This is a genomic window from Pelomonas cellulosilytica (assembly GCF_021353265.1).
GTDB classification, from domain to species: domain Bacteria; phylum Pseudomonadota; class Gammaproteobacteria; order Burkholderiales; family Burkholderiaceae_C; genus Pelomonas; species Pelomonas cellulosilytica.
In genome coordinates, this window is sequence record NZ_JAJTWU010000013.1 from 79,667 (window position 1) to 94,416 (window position 14,750).

At 69.3% G+C, this 14,750-nt stretch carries 10 protein-coding genes; 3 read left to right on the forward strand and 7 right to left on the reverse strand.

Features of this window, described 5'->3' with window-relative positions; translation table 11 throughout:
* Positions 1 to 77: 77 nt before the first annotated feature.
* The 6 genes from LXT13_RS29055 to LXT13_RS26250 form a co-directional block, all read right to left on the reverse strand.
* Positions 78 to 260, reverse strand: coding sequence for a hypothetical protein (locus LXT13_RS29055; RefSeq protein WP_419964717.1), 183 nt, complete (start codon positions 258 to 260; stop codon positions 78 to 80).
* Between the two features lie 204 nt (positions 261 to 464).
* Positions 465 to 1,466, reverse strand: a complete 1,002-nt coding sequence (gene sppA / locus LXT13_RS26230; protein ID WP_233375280.1) for a signal peptide peptidase SppA — start codon at positions 1,464 to 1,466, stop codon at positions 465 to 467.
* A 1-nt stretch (position 1,467) separates the two neighbouring features.
* On the reverse strand, positions 1,468 to 1,854 hold the full coding sequence (locus tag LXT13_RS26235) for a Rieske (2Fe-2S) protein (RefSeq protein WP_233375281.1): 387 nt from the start codon (positions 1,852 to 1,854) through the stop codon (positions 1,468 to 1,470).
* A complete protein-coding gene (locus LXT13_RS26240) occupies positions 1,847 to 2,512 on the reverse strand; it encodes an HAD family hydrolase (protein WP_233375282.1) in 666 nt (221 codons plus the stop codon). The genes LXT13_RS26235 and LXT13_RS26240 overlap by 8 nt, the downstream gene beginning before the upstream one ends.
* Positions 2,513 to 2,574: 62 nt before the next feature.
* A complete protein-coding gene (locus LXT13_RS26245; RefSeq protein ID WP_233375313.1) occupies positions 2,575 to 3,732 on the reverse strand; it encodes an amidohydrolase family protein in 1,158 nt (385 codons plus the stop codon).
* Between the two features lie 144 nt (positions 3,733 to 3,876).
* Positions 3,877 to 4,821 (reverse strand): RluA family pseudouridine synthase, encoded by a 945-nt coding sequence (locus LXT13_RS26250; RefSeq protein WP_349254869.1) that lies wholly within the window; start codon positions 4,819 to 4,821, stop codon positions 3,877 to 3,879.
* Positions 4,822 to 5,486: 665 nt separating this feature from the next.
* Between LXT13_RS26250 and LXT13_RS26255 the strand changes: the two genes are divergently transcribed.
* The 3 genes from LXT13_RS26255 to LXT13_RS26265 all read left to right on the forward strand — a co-directional run bounded on the left by LXT13_RS26255 (position 5,487) and on the right by LXT13_RS26265 (position 11,812).
* Positions 5,487 to 8,420, forward strand: coding sequence for an Rne/Rng family ribonuclease (locus tag LXT13_RS26255; RefSeq protein ID WP_233375284.1), 2,934 nt, complete (start codon positions 5,487 to 5,489; stop codon positions 8,418 to 8,420).
* An 81-nt stretch (positions 8,421 to 8,501) separates the two neighbouring features.
* Positions 8,502 to 10,040, forward strand: coding sequence for a POT-type proton-dependent oligopeptide transporter (locus tag LXT13_RS26260; protein ID WP_233375285.1), 1,539 nt, complete (start codon positions 8,502 to 8,504; stop codon positions 10,038 to 10,040).
* 65 nt (positions 10,041 to 10,105) lie between these two features.
* Entirely contained in the window at positions 10,106 to 11,812 is a 1,707-nt protein-coding gene (locus LXT13_RS26265) for a COG3904 family protein (RefSeq protein ID WP_233375286.1), read from the forward strand.
* 29 nt (positions 11,813 to 11,841) lie between these two features.
* Here LXT13_RS26265 and LXT13_RS26270 read toward each other — a convergent pair whose 3' ends face one another.
* Positions 11,842 to 14,676, reverse strand: a complete 2,835-nt coding sequence (locus LXT13_RS26270; protein WP_233375287.1) for a protein kinase domain-containing protein — start codon at positions 14,674 to 14,676, stop codon at positions 11,842 to 11,844.
* Positions 14,677 to 14,750 lie beyond the last annotated feature (74 nt).

Genomic DNA, 14,750 nt, shown 5'->3' on the forward strand with positions numbered 1-14,750 from the left:
AGAGGAGGCAGACGGCCCGCGCCCGCTGATGCATATCTTCTGCAGTGCACGGGCCGAGAGGGCCAGTTATTGCTGCCTTACCGGTGCAGGTTCACGCTCACGCGCTGATGCAGGATTCGCACGCCGGCGATGGCAGATTCCTGATCGCTGTAGACGATGACATGCGACCCCACGAAATAGAGCAGGTGCGTATCGGGCAACTCGAACGACGTGTGGGCAAGCGCAGGATGACGAGCCAGCAACTGCGGCGAGTCATTGATCTTGTCGCGGTAGGGCGGATGGCGTCGCGAATGACTTCGGTGGCGTTGCTATAGAAGCCCGTCGCGACCTAGCCCTTGATGTAGTTCACCATCTCGGCGGAGAGGCTGACATGCATGGTCATGTTCGCTTACTGGCTGACGTATATGCCCTCATGCAAATCCGCCTCCGGCCCGCGGCTAAGCCACCGCCCCCGCGGACCAGGTTCATCGAACCGGTGACAACTCCCGCAGCGCCTTAACGGCGCCCGCGCCGACGGACGCGCCAAACCGCTTGGCGAGCCGCTCGGCCACGTTGTCGCGCGGCGTGTAGTCGATGACTTCCTCGGCCTTCACGACCTCGCGGGCGACGTAGTCCAAGTTGCCGTAGTGGTCCGCCAGGCCCAGCTGCACGGCCTGCTCGCCGTTCCAGAACAGGCCAGAAAACAGGTCGGGCGTTTCCTTCAGCCGCTTGCCGCGGCCTTCGCGCACGACGTGGATGAACTGCTGGTGAATCTGGTCCAGCATCGCCTGGGCATAGGCGCGCTGTTTGGGCACCAGCGGGCTGAACGGGTCCAGCATGCCCTTGTTCTCGCCTGCGGTCAGCAGCCGGCGCTCAATGCCCAGCTTGTCCATCAGGCCGGTAAAGCCGAAGCCATCCATCAGCACGCCGATAGAGCCGACGACCGAGGCCTTGTCGACGTAGATCTCATCAGCCGCTGCGGCGATGTAGTAGGCGCCCGATGCGCACATTTCCTCAACGACGGCATACACCGGCTTGTCGTAGAGCTTCTTCAGCCGCTGGATCTCGTCGTAGACGATGCCGGCCTGCACGGGGCTCCCGCCCGGGGAGTTGATGCGCAGCACGACGGCCTGCGCCGCATCGTCCTTGAAGGCGTCCTTCAGCGCGGCCAGCAGCAGCTCGGCGCTGGCTTCCGTGTCGGCTGCGATCTCGCCACGTACCTCGACGAGCGCCGTGTGCGGTGTCGTCGTGGGCGCGACATGGCGCCCCTGCAGCCACAGGCTGTAGACGAACAGCCCCGCCAGCAGCAGCCAGAACAGCCGGAACGTCGTGCGCCAGCGCCGCTCCAGTCGCCGCTCGCGCAACACGTCACGCACCAGTTGGGCCAGCAGCGTCTCGTTGTGCGGCGACAGCGACGGCGCCGCCGGTGGCACGCCCACGGGCTCGGGCATGGGCGGGGGCAGGGAGTCGTCGGGGGTGCTGCTCATATCAGTCTTCAAAAGCCGGTTGAGTGTCGCGCGTGGGTTGCCAGTAGACCTGGCCTTCACGCTCGGTGAGTTCGATCTTGGTGAGCCGCCCGCGTGTGCACGGGCCCATCACGCACAAGCCGGTCAGCGGCTCGTAGACGGCGCCATGGATGCTGCACATGATGAAGCGCTTGTCGCCATCCAGAAACTCGCCTTCCTGCCAGTCCATCTCCGCTGGCACATGCGCACAACGGTTCAGGTAGGCGACAGCCTGGCCGTCAAAGCGCAGCGCGAAGGCGCGGGCCGGCTGGCGCCACTGCAACACGTCGAAGCTGACCGCCTTGCCACGTTCCTCCAGCTCGGCAGACGAGCACAAGCGCTGCGGCGGCTTGATGCCGGATTCAGGCATGCTCGACGAGCCATTCATGCAGCTCACGCGTCGAATGCGCGATGAACAACGGGTTGTGCTCGGCAAACGTCTCATGGTCGTGCGCGCCGAAGCTGACGCCCACGCTCGCGACGCCGGCGTTGGCGGCGAGCTGCAGGTCATGCGTCGTGTCACCGATCATCAGCGTGCGCTCCGGATCCGCGCCGAACTCGCGCATCAGCTCCAGAAGCATCTGCGGGTGGGGCTTGGAGCGCGTCTCGTCGGCCGTGCGCGTGGCGTCAAACATCCTCGTCAGTTCGGCATGCGCGAGCACCCGGTCCAGGCCCACGCGGTTCTTGCCGGTGGCCACCGTCAGCCAGTGATGGCGGTCCTTCAGCGCTTGCAGCATCTCCAACGTACCGTCGAACAGCGACACCTCGTGCTCGGAGGCCAGGTAGTGGTGGCGATAGCGCAGGCCCAGCTCGCCGTAGCGGTCGGGCGACAGGCCAGGCACGACATGCTCCAGCGCGTCGCGCAGGCCCAGGCCGATGACGAACTTGGCCTTCTCGAACTCGGGCTCGGGCAGGCCGATGTCCACGGCCGCTCGCTGGATGCAGCGGGCGATCAGCGCGGTGGAGTCGAACAGCGTGCCGTCCCAGTCGAAGGCGATGAGGTCGAAGCGTTGGGGGCGGTTGGTCATAGCGAAGATTGTCGTCGGCACAGCAGACCGCCGCAGCGCAGTGCTCCCACGACGGCCTCGGCTCAGTGGCTGTAGAGCACCTGGCCGCCGCGAACCGTGCACTTCACCCGGGCAAAGTTCGTCACCGAGAGCGCCGGGTCGTCCTCCAGGACCACCATGTCCGCATCCATGCCCGGCAACAGGCGCCCGCGCCGGCCCGATTCCTGCCAGCGTTCGGCCGGCGCGGTCGTCAACGAGGCCAGGATCTGCATCGGCAGCAGGCCCGCCTGCGCGAGCAAGCGGTACTCCTCGGTCGGGTCGCTGTCTTCCATGTAGTCGACATCGGTCCCGAACAGCACCTTGCCACCCGCGGCGGCGAAGCGACCGAACTCGCGCACGGTGTCCTGCAGGATGGGGCCCGCCACTTCAGGCGGCACCCTTTCCTTGACAAGTTCGTAGTCGAGCAGTTTTAGGGTGGGCACCATCCAAACCCCTGCGTTTCGCAGGGATGCCATCATGTCCGGCGGCCAGGGACCGGGAACGCCCAGAGGCGGATGGGCCAGGATGTCCACGCCTGCCGCCAACGCGGCGTGCACGCCGTCCAGGTCGGTGGGATGGGCGAAGACCAGCCGGCCACGACGATGGGTTTCGTCGACGACCGCCTTGGCGATCTGCGCCGACATGCGCTTGGGCGGACGGTTGCGCTGGGGAGTGACGAGGAACAGCTTGGTGGCCTCGGCCCCCGCGTCGAGGTTCTGCCGAACCGTCTCGAGCGCCTCAGCCGCCGTGGCCGGCTGGGGCAGACGGGCCAGGAAGGCGGGGTCGAAGTGCTCCAGATAGACCGGCAGGCCGTCGGGCGGGAACAGCGGCAGTCCGGCCGTGAGCAGTCGCGGCCCCTTCACGTCGCCGCGTTCGACGCGTGCGCGCAGGGCCAGCGTGTTGTCCCGGTCGGAGGCGATATCAAAAGCCGTCGTGAAACCGTAGCGCGTCAGCAGCGACACCAGGCCAGCCTCCAGCCTGCCGGCGGGCGCGTCCTTGGCCTGCGCAAAGGCGGCGCCATTGAGGTGCACATGGCTGTTCTGGAAACCCGCGACCACCACGCCGCCATCGCAGCCCGCATCCAGCGCCGGCACCCCCTGGGGCTGCGCAGCCCCGGAACCGACCTCCACGATCCGCCCGTCCCTGACCAGCACCACGCCATCGTCGATGGGCGGCGCATCGGGTGCCACGTAGACCTTCACGCCGCGCAAGGCCACCAAGCCTGCTCGGCCCGTCTCGGCTGCAGCGACACGCTGCGCTGCAGCGGCCATCGCCGCGCAGGCGAGCAGGTTCAAGAGCGACAGCAAGCCCCGGCGGAACATGGGGATCAGCATCACGTCACCGTCTCAGGGCTGCACATCCACGAGCCGGGCGCAGTCCGGCGGCAGCGGTGCCTCGCAGGCCACCGTTTCTCCGCTTGCCGGATGCTGGAACTGCAGACGCCTGGCGTGCAAAAACATGCGGTCGAACTTCGCCGGGCCGCGCGCCAGCTCGCGGTTGCGCTCGAAGTCGCCGTACTTCGGGTCGCCCACGATGGGGTGGCCGGCCTGCTGCAGGTGCACACGGATCTGATGCGTGCGGCCGGTCTTGATGGTCACGTCCAGCAAGCTGAACTGCGCCGTTCGTTGCACAACCTTGACGAGGCTGATCGAGCGCTTGGCGTCTTCCTCGCCGTCCTTGCCCGGCCGCACCCAGCGCTCGCCGTCGCTGCCGACGAACTTGACCAGCGGCACGTCGATGACCTTGAGCTTGGCCGGCCAGTCGCCCCAGACCAGCGCCGCATAGGTCTTGCCGGTTTCGCGGTCACGCAGCTGGTCCTGCAGGTTGACGAGGGCGCTGCGCTTCTTGGCGATCATCAAGAGGCCGGAGGTCTCCTTGTCCAGGCGGTGCACCAGCTCCAGGAACTTCGCTGTCGGCCGTGCGCGGCGCAGCGCCTCGATGACCCCGTAGCTGACGCCCGAGCCGCCATGCACCGCCACGCCGGCCGGTTTGTCGATGACCAGCAGATGCTCGTCCTCGAAGACGACCGGGAACTCGCGCGCCGGTACCGCCGGCCCCTCCGTTTTTTCCGGGACGCGCACAGGCGGGATCCGCACCTCGTCGCCGATCTCGACGCGCGAGTCGGCCTGCGCCCGGCCCTTGTTGACGCGCACTTCGCCCGAGCGGATCAGCCGATAGACATGGGTCTTGGGCACGCCCTTCAGCTCGCGCAGCAGGAAGTTGTCCAGCCGCTGTCCGGCCGAACCTTCGTCGATGACAACCCTGCGAACTGCGGGTTTGTCCGTACCCACGGCGGCTGTCAACCCCGTGGCAGGGGCCGCAGGGCCTGCCCCTATAATCCTTTTCACCACGTTGCCGCCGTAAGTGTTTGATTCTTTTTGATTTTAGCGGTGGCTGCGCGGTGGTCCGGCGGCTTGCCCCGGGCCACAACAGGCGATGCAACGCATCCAGCAGCCGGCAGGCGGCTTCCCCAAGTGAAGCAGCGGCCAGCGGTTCGATGTGGCAGAGCGATGACACCCGGAACCCTCCGGCCTCTCTTCAAAACCCAAGAAGCATGAAGAGAACCGGATGCCAAACAAGGTTTTCACGGCGCGAGAGCGCGCGGTCCGATCTCTCCAGAGCAGGCCGCAACAGCTCGCGCCAGCGTCCAGCAGTCCTTCGCGGATGAGTCCTTCCCTCCCCCACCCGCTGCGCCCGCCGGCGCGACCCCAGCCAGAAGCTGCGGTGGTCGCCCGGCCCGGTGCCTGTGAACGCGGCAAGGTCGAGGCAGGACTTCCCTGCGGCATGACAGCCCGGTCGCATGCGCCAACGCCGCCCGGCGTCTGACCTCCGCGTCAGGCGTCCGAGCGGTCCAGGGCACTCCTTCCCCGGTTCCACGTTTGTCGCTCGTGCGTCTTGAACGCCACCTTCGGGTGGCATGACGTGGCGTTCCCCGACGGGACGCAGGAGTGATGACATGAAACGCATGCTGATCAATGCGACGCAGCCGGAAGAGCGGCGCCTCGCGATCGTGGATGGCCAGAAGCTGCTGGACTTTGAAACCGAGATCGAGGGCCGCGAGCAGCGCAAGGGCAACATCTACAAGGCCGTCGTGACGCGGGTCGAGCCGTCGCTCGAAGCCTGCTTCGTCGACTACGGCGAGGACCGCCACGGCTTCCTGCCGTTCAAGGAAATCTCGCGCTCGTTTTTCCGCGAGGGCACCGACGTCAAGAACGCGACCATCAAGGACGCGATCAAGGAAGGTCAGGAGCTGCTGGTCCAGGTCGAGAAGGAAGAGCGCGGCAACAAGGGCGCGGCGCTGACCACCTTCGTGTCGCTGGCCGGCCGCTACCTGGTGCTGATGCCCAACAACCCGCGCGGCGGTGGCGTCAGCCGCCGCATCGAGGGCGAGGACCGCGAGGAGCTCAAGGAGAACCTCGACCAGCTCGAGTACCCGAAGGGCATGAGCCTGATCGCCCGCACGGCCGGCATCGGCCGCTCGGCGCCCGAGCTGCAGTGGGACCTGAACTACATGCTCAAGCTCTGGACCGCGATCGACGACGCGGCCAAGGGCGGCAAGGGTGCGTACCTGATCTACCAGGAATCCAGCCTGGTGATCCGCGCGATCCGCGACTACTTCACGCAGGACATCGGCGAGATCCTGATCGACACGGACGACCTGTTCGACCAGGCCCACCAGTTCATGAACCACGTGATGCCCGACCAGGCGCATCGCGTGAAGCGTTACCGTGACGACGCGCCGCTGTTCAGCCGCTTCCAGATCGAGCACCAGATCGAGACGGCCCACAGCCGCACGGTGAACCTGCCGTCGGGCGGCGCCATCGTCATCGACCACACCGAAGCGCTCGTCTCGGTCGACGTCAACTCCGCCCGCGCCACGCGCGGCGGCGATATCGAAGAGACCGCCACCCGCACCAACCTCGAGGCGGCCGACGAGATCGCCCGCCAGATGCGCCTGCGCGACCTGGGCGGCCTGATCGTCGTCGACTTCATCGACATGGAGGAGAGCAAGAACCGCCGCGACGTGGAACAGCGCCTGCGCGACGCGCTGCGCAACGACCGCGCCCGCGTGCAGTTCGCCTCCATCAGCAAGTTCGGCCTGCTGGAGATGAGCCGCCAGCGCCTGCGCCCGGCGCTCAGCGAAGGTAACCACATCACCTGCCCGCGCTGCAACGGCACGGGTCACATCCGCGACACCGAGTCCTCGGCGCTGCAGATCCTGCGCATGGTCCAGGAAGAGGCGATGAAGGACAACACCGCCGCCGTGCACGTGCAGGTGCCGGTGGAGGTCACCTCGTTCCTGCTGAACGAGAAGCGCACCGAGATCACGAAGATCGAACTCAAGCAACGCGTGACCGTGCTGCTGGTGCCCAACAAGCACCTGGAGACGCCCAACTACAAGCTGGAGCGTCTGCGCCACGACGACCCGCGCCTGGAGAACCTGCAGGCCAGCTACACGATGATCGAGGAGCCGACCGACGAGGTTGGCATCACGCGCCGCGGCGACATCGAGAAGAAGAACAAGCAGGAGCCGGTCATCAAGGGCATCCTGCCCGAGCAGCCGGCGCCGCTGCCTGCACCGACACCTGCACCCGTCGCGGCGCCGGTGCCCACGCCGGCACCCGCGCCGGTCGTGGCCCCGCCGCCGCCCGCGCCCAAGGGCTTCTTCAGCCGCTTGCTGGGCAGCCTCTTCGGTGGCGGCACGCCCGCTCCGGCGCCGACGCCGGCCGTCGAAGCTCCGGCCACCGCACCGGCCGCGACCGACAAGCCCAAGCGCGAAGGGGGCCGTGACGGCCGCCGCGACGGTGGCCGCCGTGGTGAACGCGGCGAGCGTGGTGAACGTGGCGAACGTGGTGAACGCGCCGAAGGCAAGGGCCGCCGTGACGGCAAGCCGCAGGAAGCCCGCGGTGACCGTGGCGAGCGTGGCGACCGCAAGCCGCGCGGCGAAGGCGCCGACAAGCCCGAGCAGCAGCAACAGCCGCGTGCCGAGCGCGGCGAGCGCCAGGACCGCCCGGAGCGTGGTGAACGTGGTGAGCGCGGCGAGCGGACCGAACGCGGCGAACGCCGCCCGCGTGGCGAGCGCCAGGAGCGCGCCGCCCAGCCGGACGCCATCGAGGCCCAGCAGTCGCTGAACAGCACGCCGGTCGACGTCTCGCTGCAGGATCAGCAGCCCGCGTTCGAGGACACGCAGCCCGAAGGCGCGCCGTCCGCCAACGGTGACGCACCGGCCGGCGAGGAACGCCAGGGCCGCGGCCGCCGCCGTCGCCGTGGTGGCCGTGACCGCGACGAGCGCGGCAACGGCGCCGAGGGCGCGACCGATGCCGTGACCGACATCGCCACCGAGGGCGGTGCCGACGCCGATGCCGCTCCCGTGACCGACACGTCTGCAGCGCAGCCCGCCGAAGGCGAACCGACCGGCGACGGCCAGGACCGCGAGCCGCGCCGCCGCCGCCGTGGTGGCCGTGGTCGCCGCGAGGAAGGCAGCGTCGATGGCGAGGCCACTGCGGTCGATGCCGCCCCGGCCGATACCGATGTCGAGTCCGCACCGCCCGTGCAGACCTCGCTGATCGAGGAAGCCATGGCGCAGGCGCCCGCTCCGGTTGCACCGGTCGCCGCTCCGGCCCCGGTGGCAGCTCCGGCGCCGGTCGTCGTGCAGCCCTTCGCGCTGCCGGTGGACCAGCTCAACGCCATCGCCGCCGACGCCGGCCTGACGTGGGTGAACTCGGACGCCGACAAGATCGCCGCCGCCCAGGCCGCCATCGCCGCCGAGCCCGCACCGGCCCCGCTGGGCCGCGAGCCCGCGCCGGTCGTCGTCGTGGACGAAGGCCCGCTGGTGCTGGTCGAGACGCGCAAGGACCTGAGCCAGGTGAAGCTGCCGTTCGAGTCCTGATCCGCACCCGCTGACGCCCGACGCCGCCCGGTCACAAGCCGGGCGGCGTTTTCTCTTGAGAAACCTCCATCCGAGGCTGCCATGACCACGACCACCGCTGCCGCCACCGCGGCCCGCATGCCACCGCAGATCCCCTACATCATCGGCAACGAGGGCTGCGAGCGCTTCAGCTTCTACGGGATGCGCAACATCCTGACGGTCTTCCTGATGACGAGCCTGCTGATGGCCGTGCCGGAAGACCTGCGCAAGGCCGAGGCTAAGGAGGTGTTCCACACCTTCGTCATCGGCGTCTACTTCTTCCCGCTGCTGGGCGGCTGGCTGGCCGACCGCTTCTTCGGCAAGTACAACACCATCTTCTGGTTGAGCCTCGTCTACTGCGCGGGCCATGCCTGCCTGGCGATCTTCGAGGACAACCTCCGCGGCTTCTACTTCGGGCTGTTCCTCATCTCGCTGGGCTCGGGCGGCATCAAGCCGCTGGTCAGCGCCTTCGTCGGCGACCAGTTCGACAAGCGCAACCGGTCGCTCGCACAGAAGGTCTATGACGCCTTCTACTGGATCATCAACTTCGGCTCGTTCTTCGCGTCGCTGCTGATGCCGCTCGTGCTGAAGCACTGGGGCGCCAGCGCCGCCTTCGGCCTGCCCGGCGTGCTGATGGCGCTGGCCACGCTGATCCTGTGGAGCGGCCGCCGCAAGTACGTGCACCAGCCGGCACGCGGCGCCAACCCGCACAACTTCCTGAAGGTGGTGGGGACGGCGCTCTCGTCGGGCGGGCTCGGCCTGGCCATCGCCGCCATGGGCGCACTGGCCGGCGCGTACAGCCTGAGCCGGATGGGCAGCCTCGGCTTCGTCGCGGCCGTCTGCCTCGCAATGGTGCTGGTCATGGGCTTCGGCGGCGTGGGCGCGTGGCTGCAGCTGGACCGTGCCCGCGGCAAGCATCCGGACGAAGCCGTGGACGGCGTGCGCGCCGTGCTGCGCGTGCTGGTGCTGTTCGCGCTCGTCACGCCGTTCTGGTCGCTGTTCGACCAGAAGGCCTCGACCTGGGTGCTGCAGGCCGATCAGATGAGCAAGCCCGCGTGGTTCCAGTCCTCCATGATGCAGGCGCTGAACCCGGCGCTGGTGATGATCCTCATCCCGTTCAACAACCTGGTGCTCTACCCGCTGATCGCGAAGGCCGGCATCCGCGTGACGGCGCTGCGCCGCATGGGCATGGGCATCGCGCTGGCCGGCGCGGCGTGGATCGTCGCGGGCGTGCTGCAGCTGTGGCTGGACGGCGGCGAGGCGGTCAGCATCGTCTGGCAGATGCTGCCGTATGCGCTGCTGACGATGGGCGAGGTGCTGGTGTCGGCCACCGGCCTGGAGTTCGCCTACAGCCAGGCGCCGCAAGCCATGAAGGGCACCATCATGAGCTTCTGGAACCTGTCGGTGACGATTGGCAACCTGTGGGTGCTGCTGTCCAACGTCAGTGTGAAGAGCCCGTCAGCGATGGACGTCATCCATGCCACCGGCTACAGCGAGACCGCCTGCCTGATGTTCTTCTTCGCCGGCTTCGCTCTCGTCGCGGCGGCGCTGTTCGGCTGGGTCGCGTCGCGCTACCCGATGCAGGACCACTACCGCGACTGAGCAGTCGAGCGCCGCGTGAATAGCAACCTTCGCCGCGGCGCCGTTCCTCAGTAAGCTGCGCCGCCATGAGCGACGCACGACCGCCCCGCCCCTACGTCGACCCCACGCTGGTCGACCACAACGCCCCGCCGCCCGCGCCCACCGCCGCGCCGGCCCCTGCCGCCTGGGAACAGGCCTCGCACCGGCCACGTACGCCGGCGCCCGCACCACGCCGCAGGCGCGTGGTCGAGCGCAAGCATCACGGCTACTTCGCCAGCCACTGGCATGGCGAGCAGAGCCTGGTGCGCAGCTACTGGGTCAACAACCTGTTGATCGCCACGCCGTTGGCGCTGCTCGTGACGAGCCTGATGAGCTGGATCAGCGTCAAGGGCGAGTCGCTGCAGATCAGCGCCATCGTGCTACTGCTGGGTCTGCCGCCGCTGCTCGGGCTGGACGTCTGGTGCATCGTCGGCGCCTGGCGCGCGGCAGGCAACTACCTGCGCGAGAACGGCTCCGCGCTGTGGGGCTGGCTGGCCCGCATCACGCTGGCGCTCGGCGCGCTGCAGCTGGCCGCCTCGCTGCTGTTCGGCGTGCTGCCGAGCCTCGGCGATTACTGGCAGATGGCCCGCGGCATCGACCCCATCGGCCATGCCACGCTCAGTGTGTCCGCCGACGGGCGCAGCCTGCGACTGGACGGCACCATCGGCATGGGCGACGCCAGGCGGCTGCGCGACCTGCTTGACAGCGAGGCAGCCCGCGGCATCAAGCGCGTCGAACTGGTCTCGCCCGGCGGCCGGCTGCACGAAGCCGAGCTGATGGCCGAGGCGCTGAAGCCGCGCGGCCACACGGTGCGCGCCGTGGGCACCTGCGCCAGCGCCTGCACGGTCGTCTTCCTGGCCGGCCAGCCGCGCCAGCTGACGCCTGGCGCGCAGTTGGGCTTTCACCGCGCGTCGACCGGCACCTACAACCCGGTCTTCGAGGAGCTGGCCAACCAGCAGCTGGCCGCCACCTACCGGCACCTCGGGCTGCCACAGCCGCTGATCGATCGCACGCTGCGCACGCCGTCCCAGAGCATCTGGTTCGCGCCACGCGAGGACCTGATCGCCCACTCGCTGATCGCGCCGCTGCCCCAGACGCTGGCCGTCGCACTGCCGACCGGCCCCAAGGCCGGCGTCGCGGACTTCGACGATGCGCTGCGCATCCACCCGGTGTGGGACGCGCTCGAAAAGCACACCGAGGGCACCATCGCGGCCGTGGCCAAGCGCATGTCGGAGGCCCGCGCCGCCGGTGCCGATGACGAGGATGTACAGGCCGCCGCCTGGGGCCCGCTGGCGCGCCAGATGCCCGGCCTGATCGCCGATGGCGACGCCGCGGCCAGGCGCCACTACGTGCGCCTGGTGGCCGACGAACTGCGCGCGCTGCAGGCGCCGCCGCAGCGCGGCGCACGGCCTCCCTGCCGCGACCTGCTGGAAGGGCGGCTGGCCGTGCGCCGGCAGTTGCCGCTGGCGCTGCAGATCCGCGAAAGCCAATGGCTGCTGGAAGCCGCCACGGCCAACCCGCCACGCTGGCTGCCCCGGCCGCCCACCGCCATCGAGGCAGAGGTGCTGGACCGCTCGGTCGGGCCGACCGCGCTGGGCATGCTGTCGCGGCTGTGGACCGATGCGCCCGAGGCGCCGGCCGGCGCTGGCGGCGCGACTTGCGAGCCCGTCATCGCGATGCTGGACCGCGTGGCCACGCAGCCCCCCGCGCGGCGGGAGCTGGCCGAGCGGTTGCTGTTCCAGCCCCGACCCTGATCCGCGGCGCCGGCTCCGGCGCGAACCCGTCACTGTCGGTGGGTGGTCAACTCCGCGGCCTGCCGCTGCGCGTCGGCCAGCGCCTGACGGACCCTGGCCGTCGCCGCGCTGCGCTCGGGGTCGTACTGACGCACGTGCAGGGCGAGCGCCTGCTCCAGCACCGGCTGCGCGTCCGCGACGCGGCCTTGCTGCAGCAGCGCCTGGCCACGCACCGCCGTCAGCCGGGCCTGGGCATCGCGCTCGAAGCGGCGTTCGGGCAGCCGCTCCAGCGCGGCCAGGCCCTCGGCGGCCACGGTGCCGGCCTCGCTGGCACGGCCGCAGGCCAGCAGCAGTTCGGCCTCCTCGGCCTGGCGGCGCAGACGCAATGACGCGGTGTCGGTCTCGCCGGGCTTTGGGGGATGGACCCTGAAGTCTTGCAGTGCCTGTTCGGCCTGGCCGCTCGCGACCCAGTAGCGGCGTTGCACAACCCGCACCATTTCCACGGTGCGGTCGCCGGCATTGGCGGTAGACGCGACGGCGCGCTCGACGTAACTGCGAGCCTGCTGCGGCTGGCCCAGCGCCACGAGCGCATCGGCCTGCGCGGCGAGCAGCAGGCCGATGCGCCCCTCGGTAGCGTGCGGCATCAGGACCTGCGACTCCTCAATCGCCTTCAGGCCACGCTTGGCGTCACCGTACGCCAGCAGTGCGCGCCCGTAGTTCCCCATCACGGCTGACGGCAGATCCCCGCCGGAATCGGCGGTCGTTCGCGCCCAGGCGAGTTCCGGCTCGGCGGCCTCCAGGGCCTCCCGCAACAACCGGTTCTCGTAATAAAAGCGCGCCAGCTTGAAGCGGGCTGCATGCCCGGCGATGTCGTTCTTGCGATCGGCGAACTCAATGGCCCGCTTGAGCGTCGTGACGGCCGCGTCGAGCTGACCGAGGTCATTCTGGACCGCAGCCAGCTGGCTGAGCACGATGGCCATTTCGCCGGTCTTGCCTTCGAGCTCGATCCAGCGGACGGCCTCCTGCAACGCCTCGCTGGCTTCCTTCAGGTTTCCGGTCTTCCTGGCCGCCTCGCCGAGGCTGTACATCGCGTCGATTCCGGTCGCGCGCAACTGATGCGCGCGGGCGATGGCCGCCGCTCGCCGCGACCATTCGAGGGCTTTGGCGGGATCGTTCTTGTACGTGGTCCCCAACGCTGCGTCGATCAGCATACGGACTTCATCCTCGTCGCGGTGGCGGCTGCTTGCGGCCGCATCGGCCTTCAGCAGCACGGCCAGCGCCTCTTCCCACCGTCCCAGAGACTCCAGGTCCAGGCCGATCTCGACCGCAGCCCTCAGGGCGGTCTCGCTGTGCTCGCCATACAAGCGCGTGGCCAGCGCCAGGCTGCGCTGCTCCATCTCCAGCGCCCGATCCGTGACGGCCATGCCGACGTACATCTCCGCCATGAGCTTGTAGAGCCGCAGCTGCGCCTCGGGCGCCGAGGCGAGTTCCTGATCCACGCGCTCGGCGCCGCGGTCCAGCAGCTGCCGCGCCGTCGTGGCCTGCGCTGCCTCGGGATCGGCCTGATCGCTGGTGTTCGCGTTGAAGACCGATTCGATGAAGCCCTGGACGGCCTCGGCCGTGACCGCCGCGCGCTGCGCCTGTCGCGCCTGCCAGATCGCGACCGCCGCGCCACCCACGAGAGCCAGGACCACCACGCCGGCCGCAGCCACCTGCAGCCGGTAGCGGGCGACGAACTTGACCGCCCGGTATCCCACGCCATCGGGGCGCGCCTCCACCGGCTTGCCCTCGCGCCAGCGCTGCAGGTCCTGGGCAAAAGCGTCCATCGTGGCGTAGCGCTTGCCGGCCTCCTTCTTCAAGGCCTTGTTCAGGATCGAGTCGAGATCGCCGCGCAGCTGCCGCGCCACGCGCGGGTCCGGCGCGCTCTGGCTGGCCCGCGGCGGCTCGACGGAGGCGATGGCCTCCTCCAGCTCCGCCGCGCTGGCCCGCTTGAGCCGGTAAGGCCGCGCGCCGGCCAACACCTCGTAGGCCACCACCGCCAAGCTGTAGACGTCGCTCGCCGTGCCGATGGGCTCACCGCGGATCTGCTCCGGGCTGGCGAAGTCGAGCGTCAGTGCCCGGCCCTGCATCTGCGTCAGTTCGGTGTCGCGGGTGCGGTCCCCCTCCAGCAGCTTGGCGATGCCGAAGTCCAACAACTTCACCTGCCCTTGCGGCGTGACGAGAATGTTGCTGGGCTTCAGGTCGCGATGCACGACGAGGCGCGCATGCGCGTGGGCCACCGCGGCCATCACCTGCTGCAGCAGTGCCACACGTTCACCCAAGCTCGGGCCATGCTGGCGGCAGTAGACGTCGATGGATTCGCCTTCCACGTACTCCATCGCGAGGAAGGGCCGCCCCTGGGCATCGATGCCGGCGTCGTACAGCCGAGCGATGTGCTCGTGCTCCAGTGCCGCCAGGATGTCCCGCTCGCGGTCCAGGCGCTCCGCGAAGACGTTGCCCCAGACGTTGCGCGGCAGTTTGAGCGCCACATGGCGCTTGATCAGCCCATCGGAGCGCTCGGCCAGCCACACCGTGCCCATGCCGCCACTGGCGATCTCGCTGATGAGCCGGTAGGCGCCGACCTGGCTGCCCGGCCCGAGCCCCTCGGCCGCCGGGGCCGGCGCGCCGGCGTCGAGTGCCGGCAACTCGTTCAGGAAGCTCCCAGTCTCTATGCCGGACCGGTACCGCAGCAGCAGGCTCAGCGCCTGGCGATGGGCGGCTCGTTCACCGACCAGGCTGTCCAGCCACACGCCCTGCTCGGCCACGGGCAGCGCCAGCGCCTCGTCGAGCAGCGCGCTGATCGCCGGCCACTGATCGGAGAACCTGGAAAGCCCCGTCGCGCTCATCGCTTCATCCCTTGATGCGCCGTCAGCGACCTCCGGCCCGCGAGCGCTTTGCGCGGCGATCGTAGCGGTGCGCC

What these genes read in the sequence shown, in the direction of transcription:
- LXT13_RS26255 (WP_233375284.1), top strand. Translation starts at nt 5,487, where the DNA reads ATGAAACGCATGCTGATCAATGCGACGCAGCCGGAAGAGCGGCGCCTC.
- LXT13_RS26265 (WP_233375286.1), top strand. Translation starts at nt 10,106, where the DNA reads ATGAGCGACGCACGACCGCCCCGCCCCTACGTCGACCCCACGCTGGTC.
- sppA (WP_233375280.1), bottom strand. Translation starts at nt 1,466, where the DNA reads ATGAGCAGCACCCCCGACGACTCCCTGCCCCCGCCCATGCCCGAGCCC.
- LXT13_RS26270 (WP_233375287.1), bottom strand. Translation starts at nt 14,676, where the DNA reads ATGAGCGCGACGGGGCTTTCCAGGTTCTCCGATCAGTGGCCGGCGATC.
- LXT13_RS26235 (WP_233375281.1), bottom strand. Translation starts at nt 1,854, where the DNA reads ATGCCTGAATCCGGCATCAAGCCGCCGCAGCGCTTGTGCTCGTCTGCC.
- LXT13_RS26260 (WP_233375285.1), top strand. Translation starts at nt 8,502, where the DNA reads ATGACCACGACCACCGCTGCCGCCACCGCGGCCCGCATGCCACCGCAG.
- LXT13_RS26240 (WP_233375282.1), bottom strand. Translation starts at nt 2,512, where the DNA reads ATGACCAACCGCCCCCAACGCTTCGACCTCATCGCCTTCGACTGGGAC.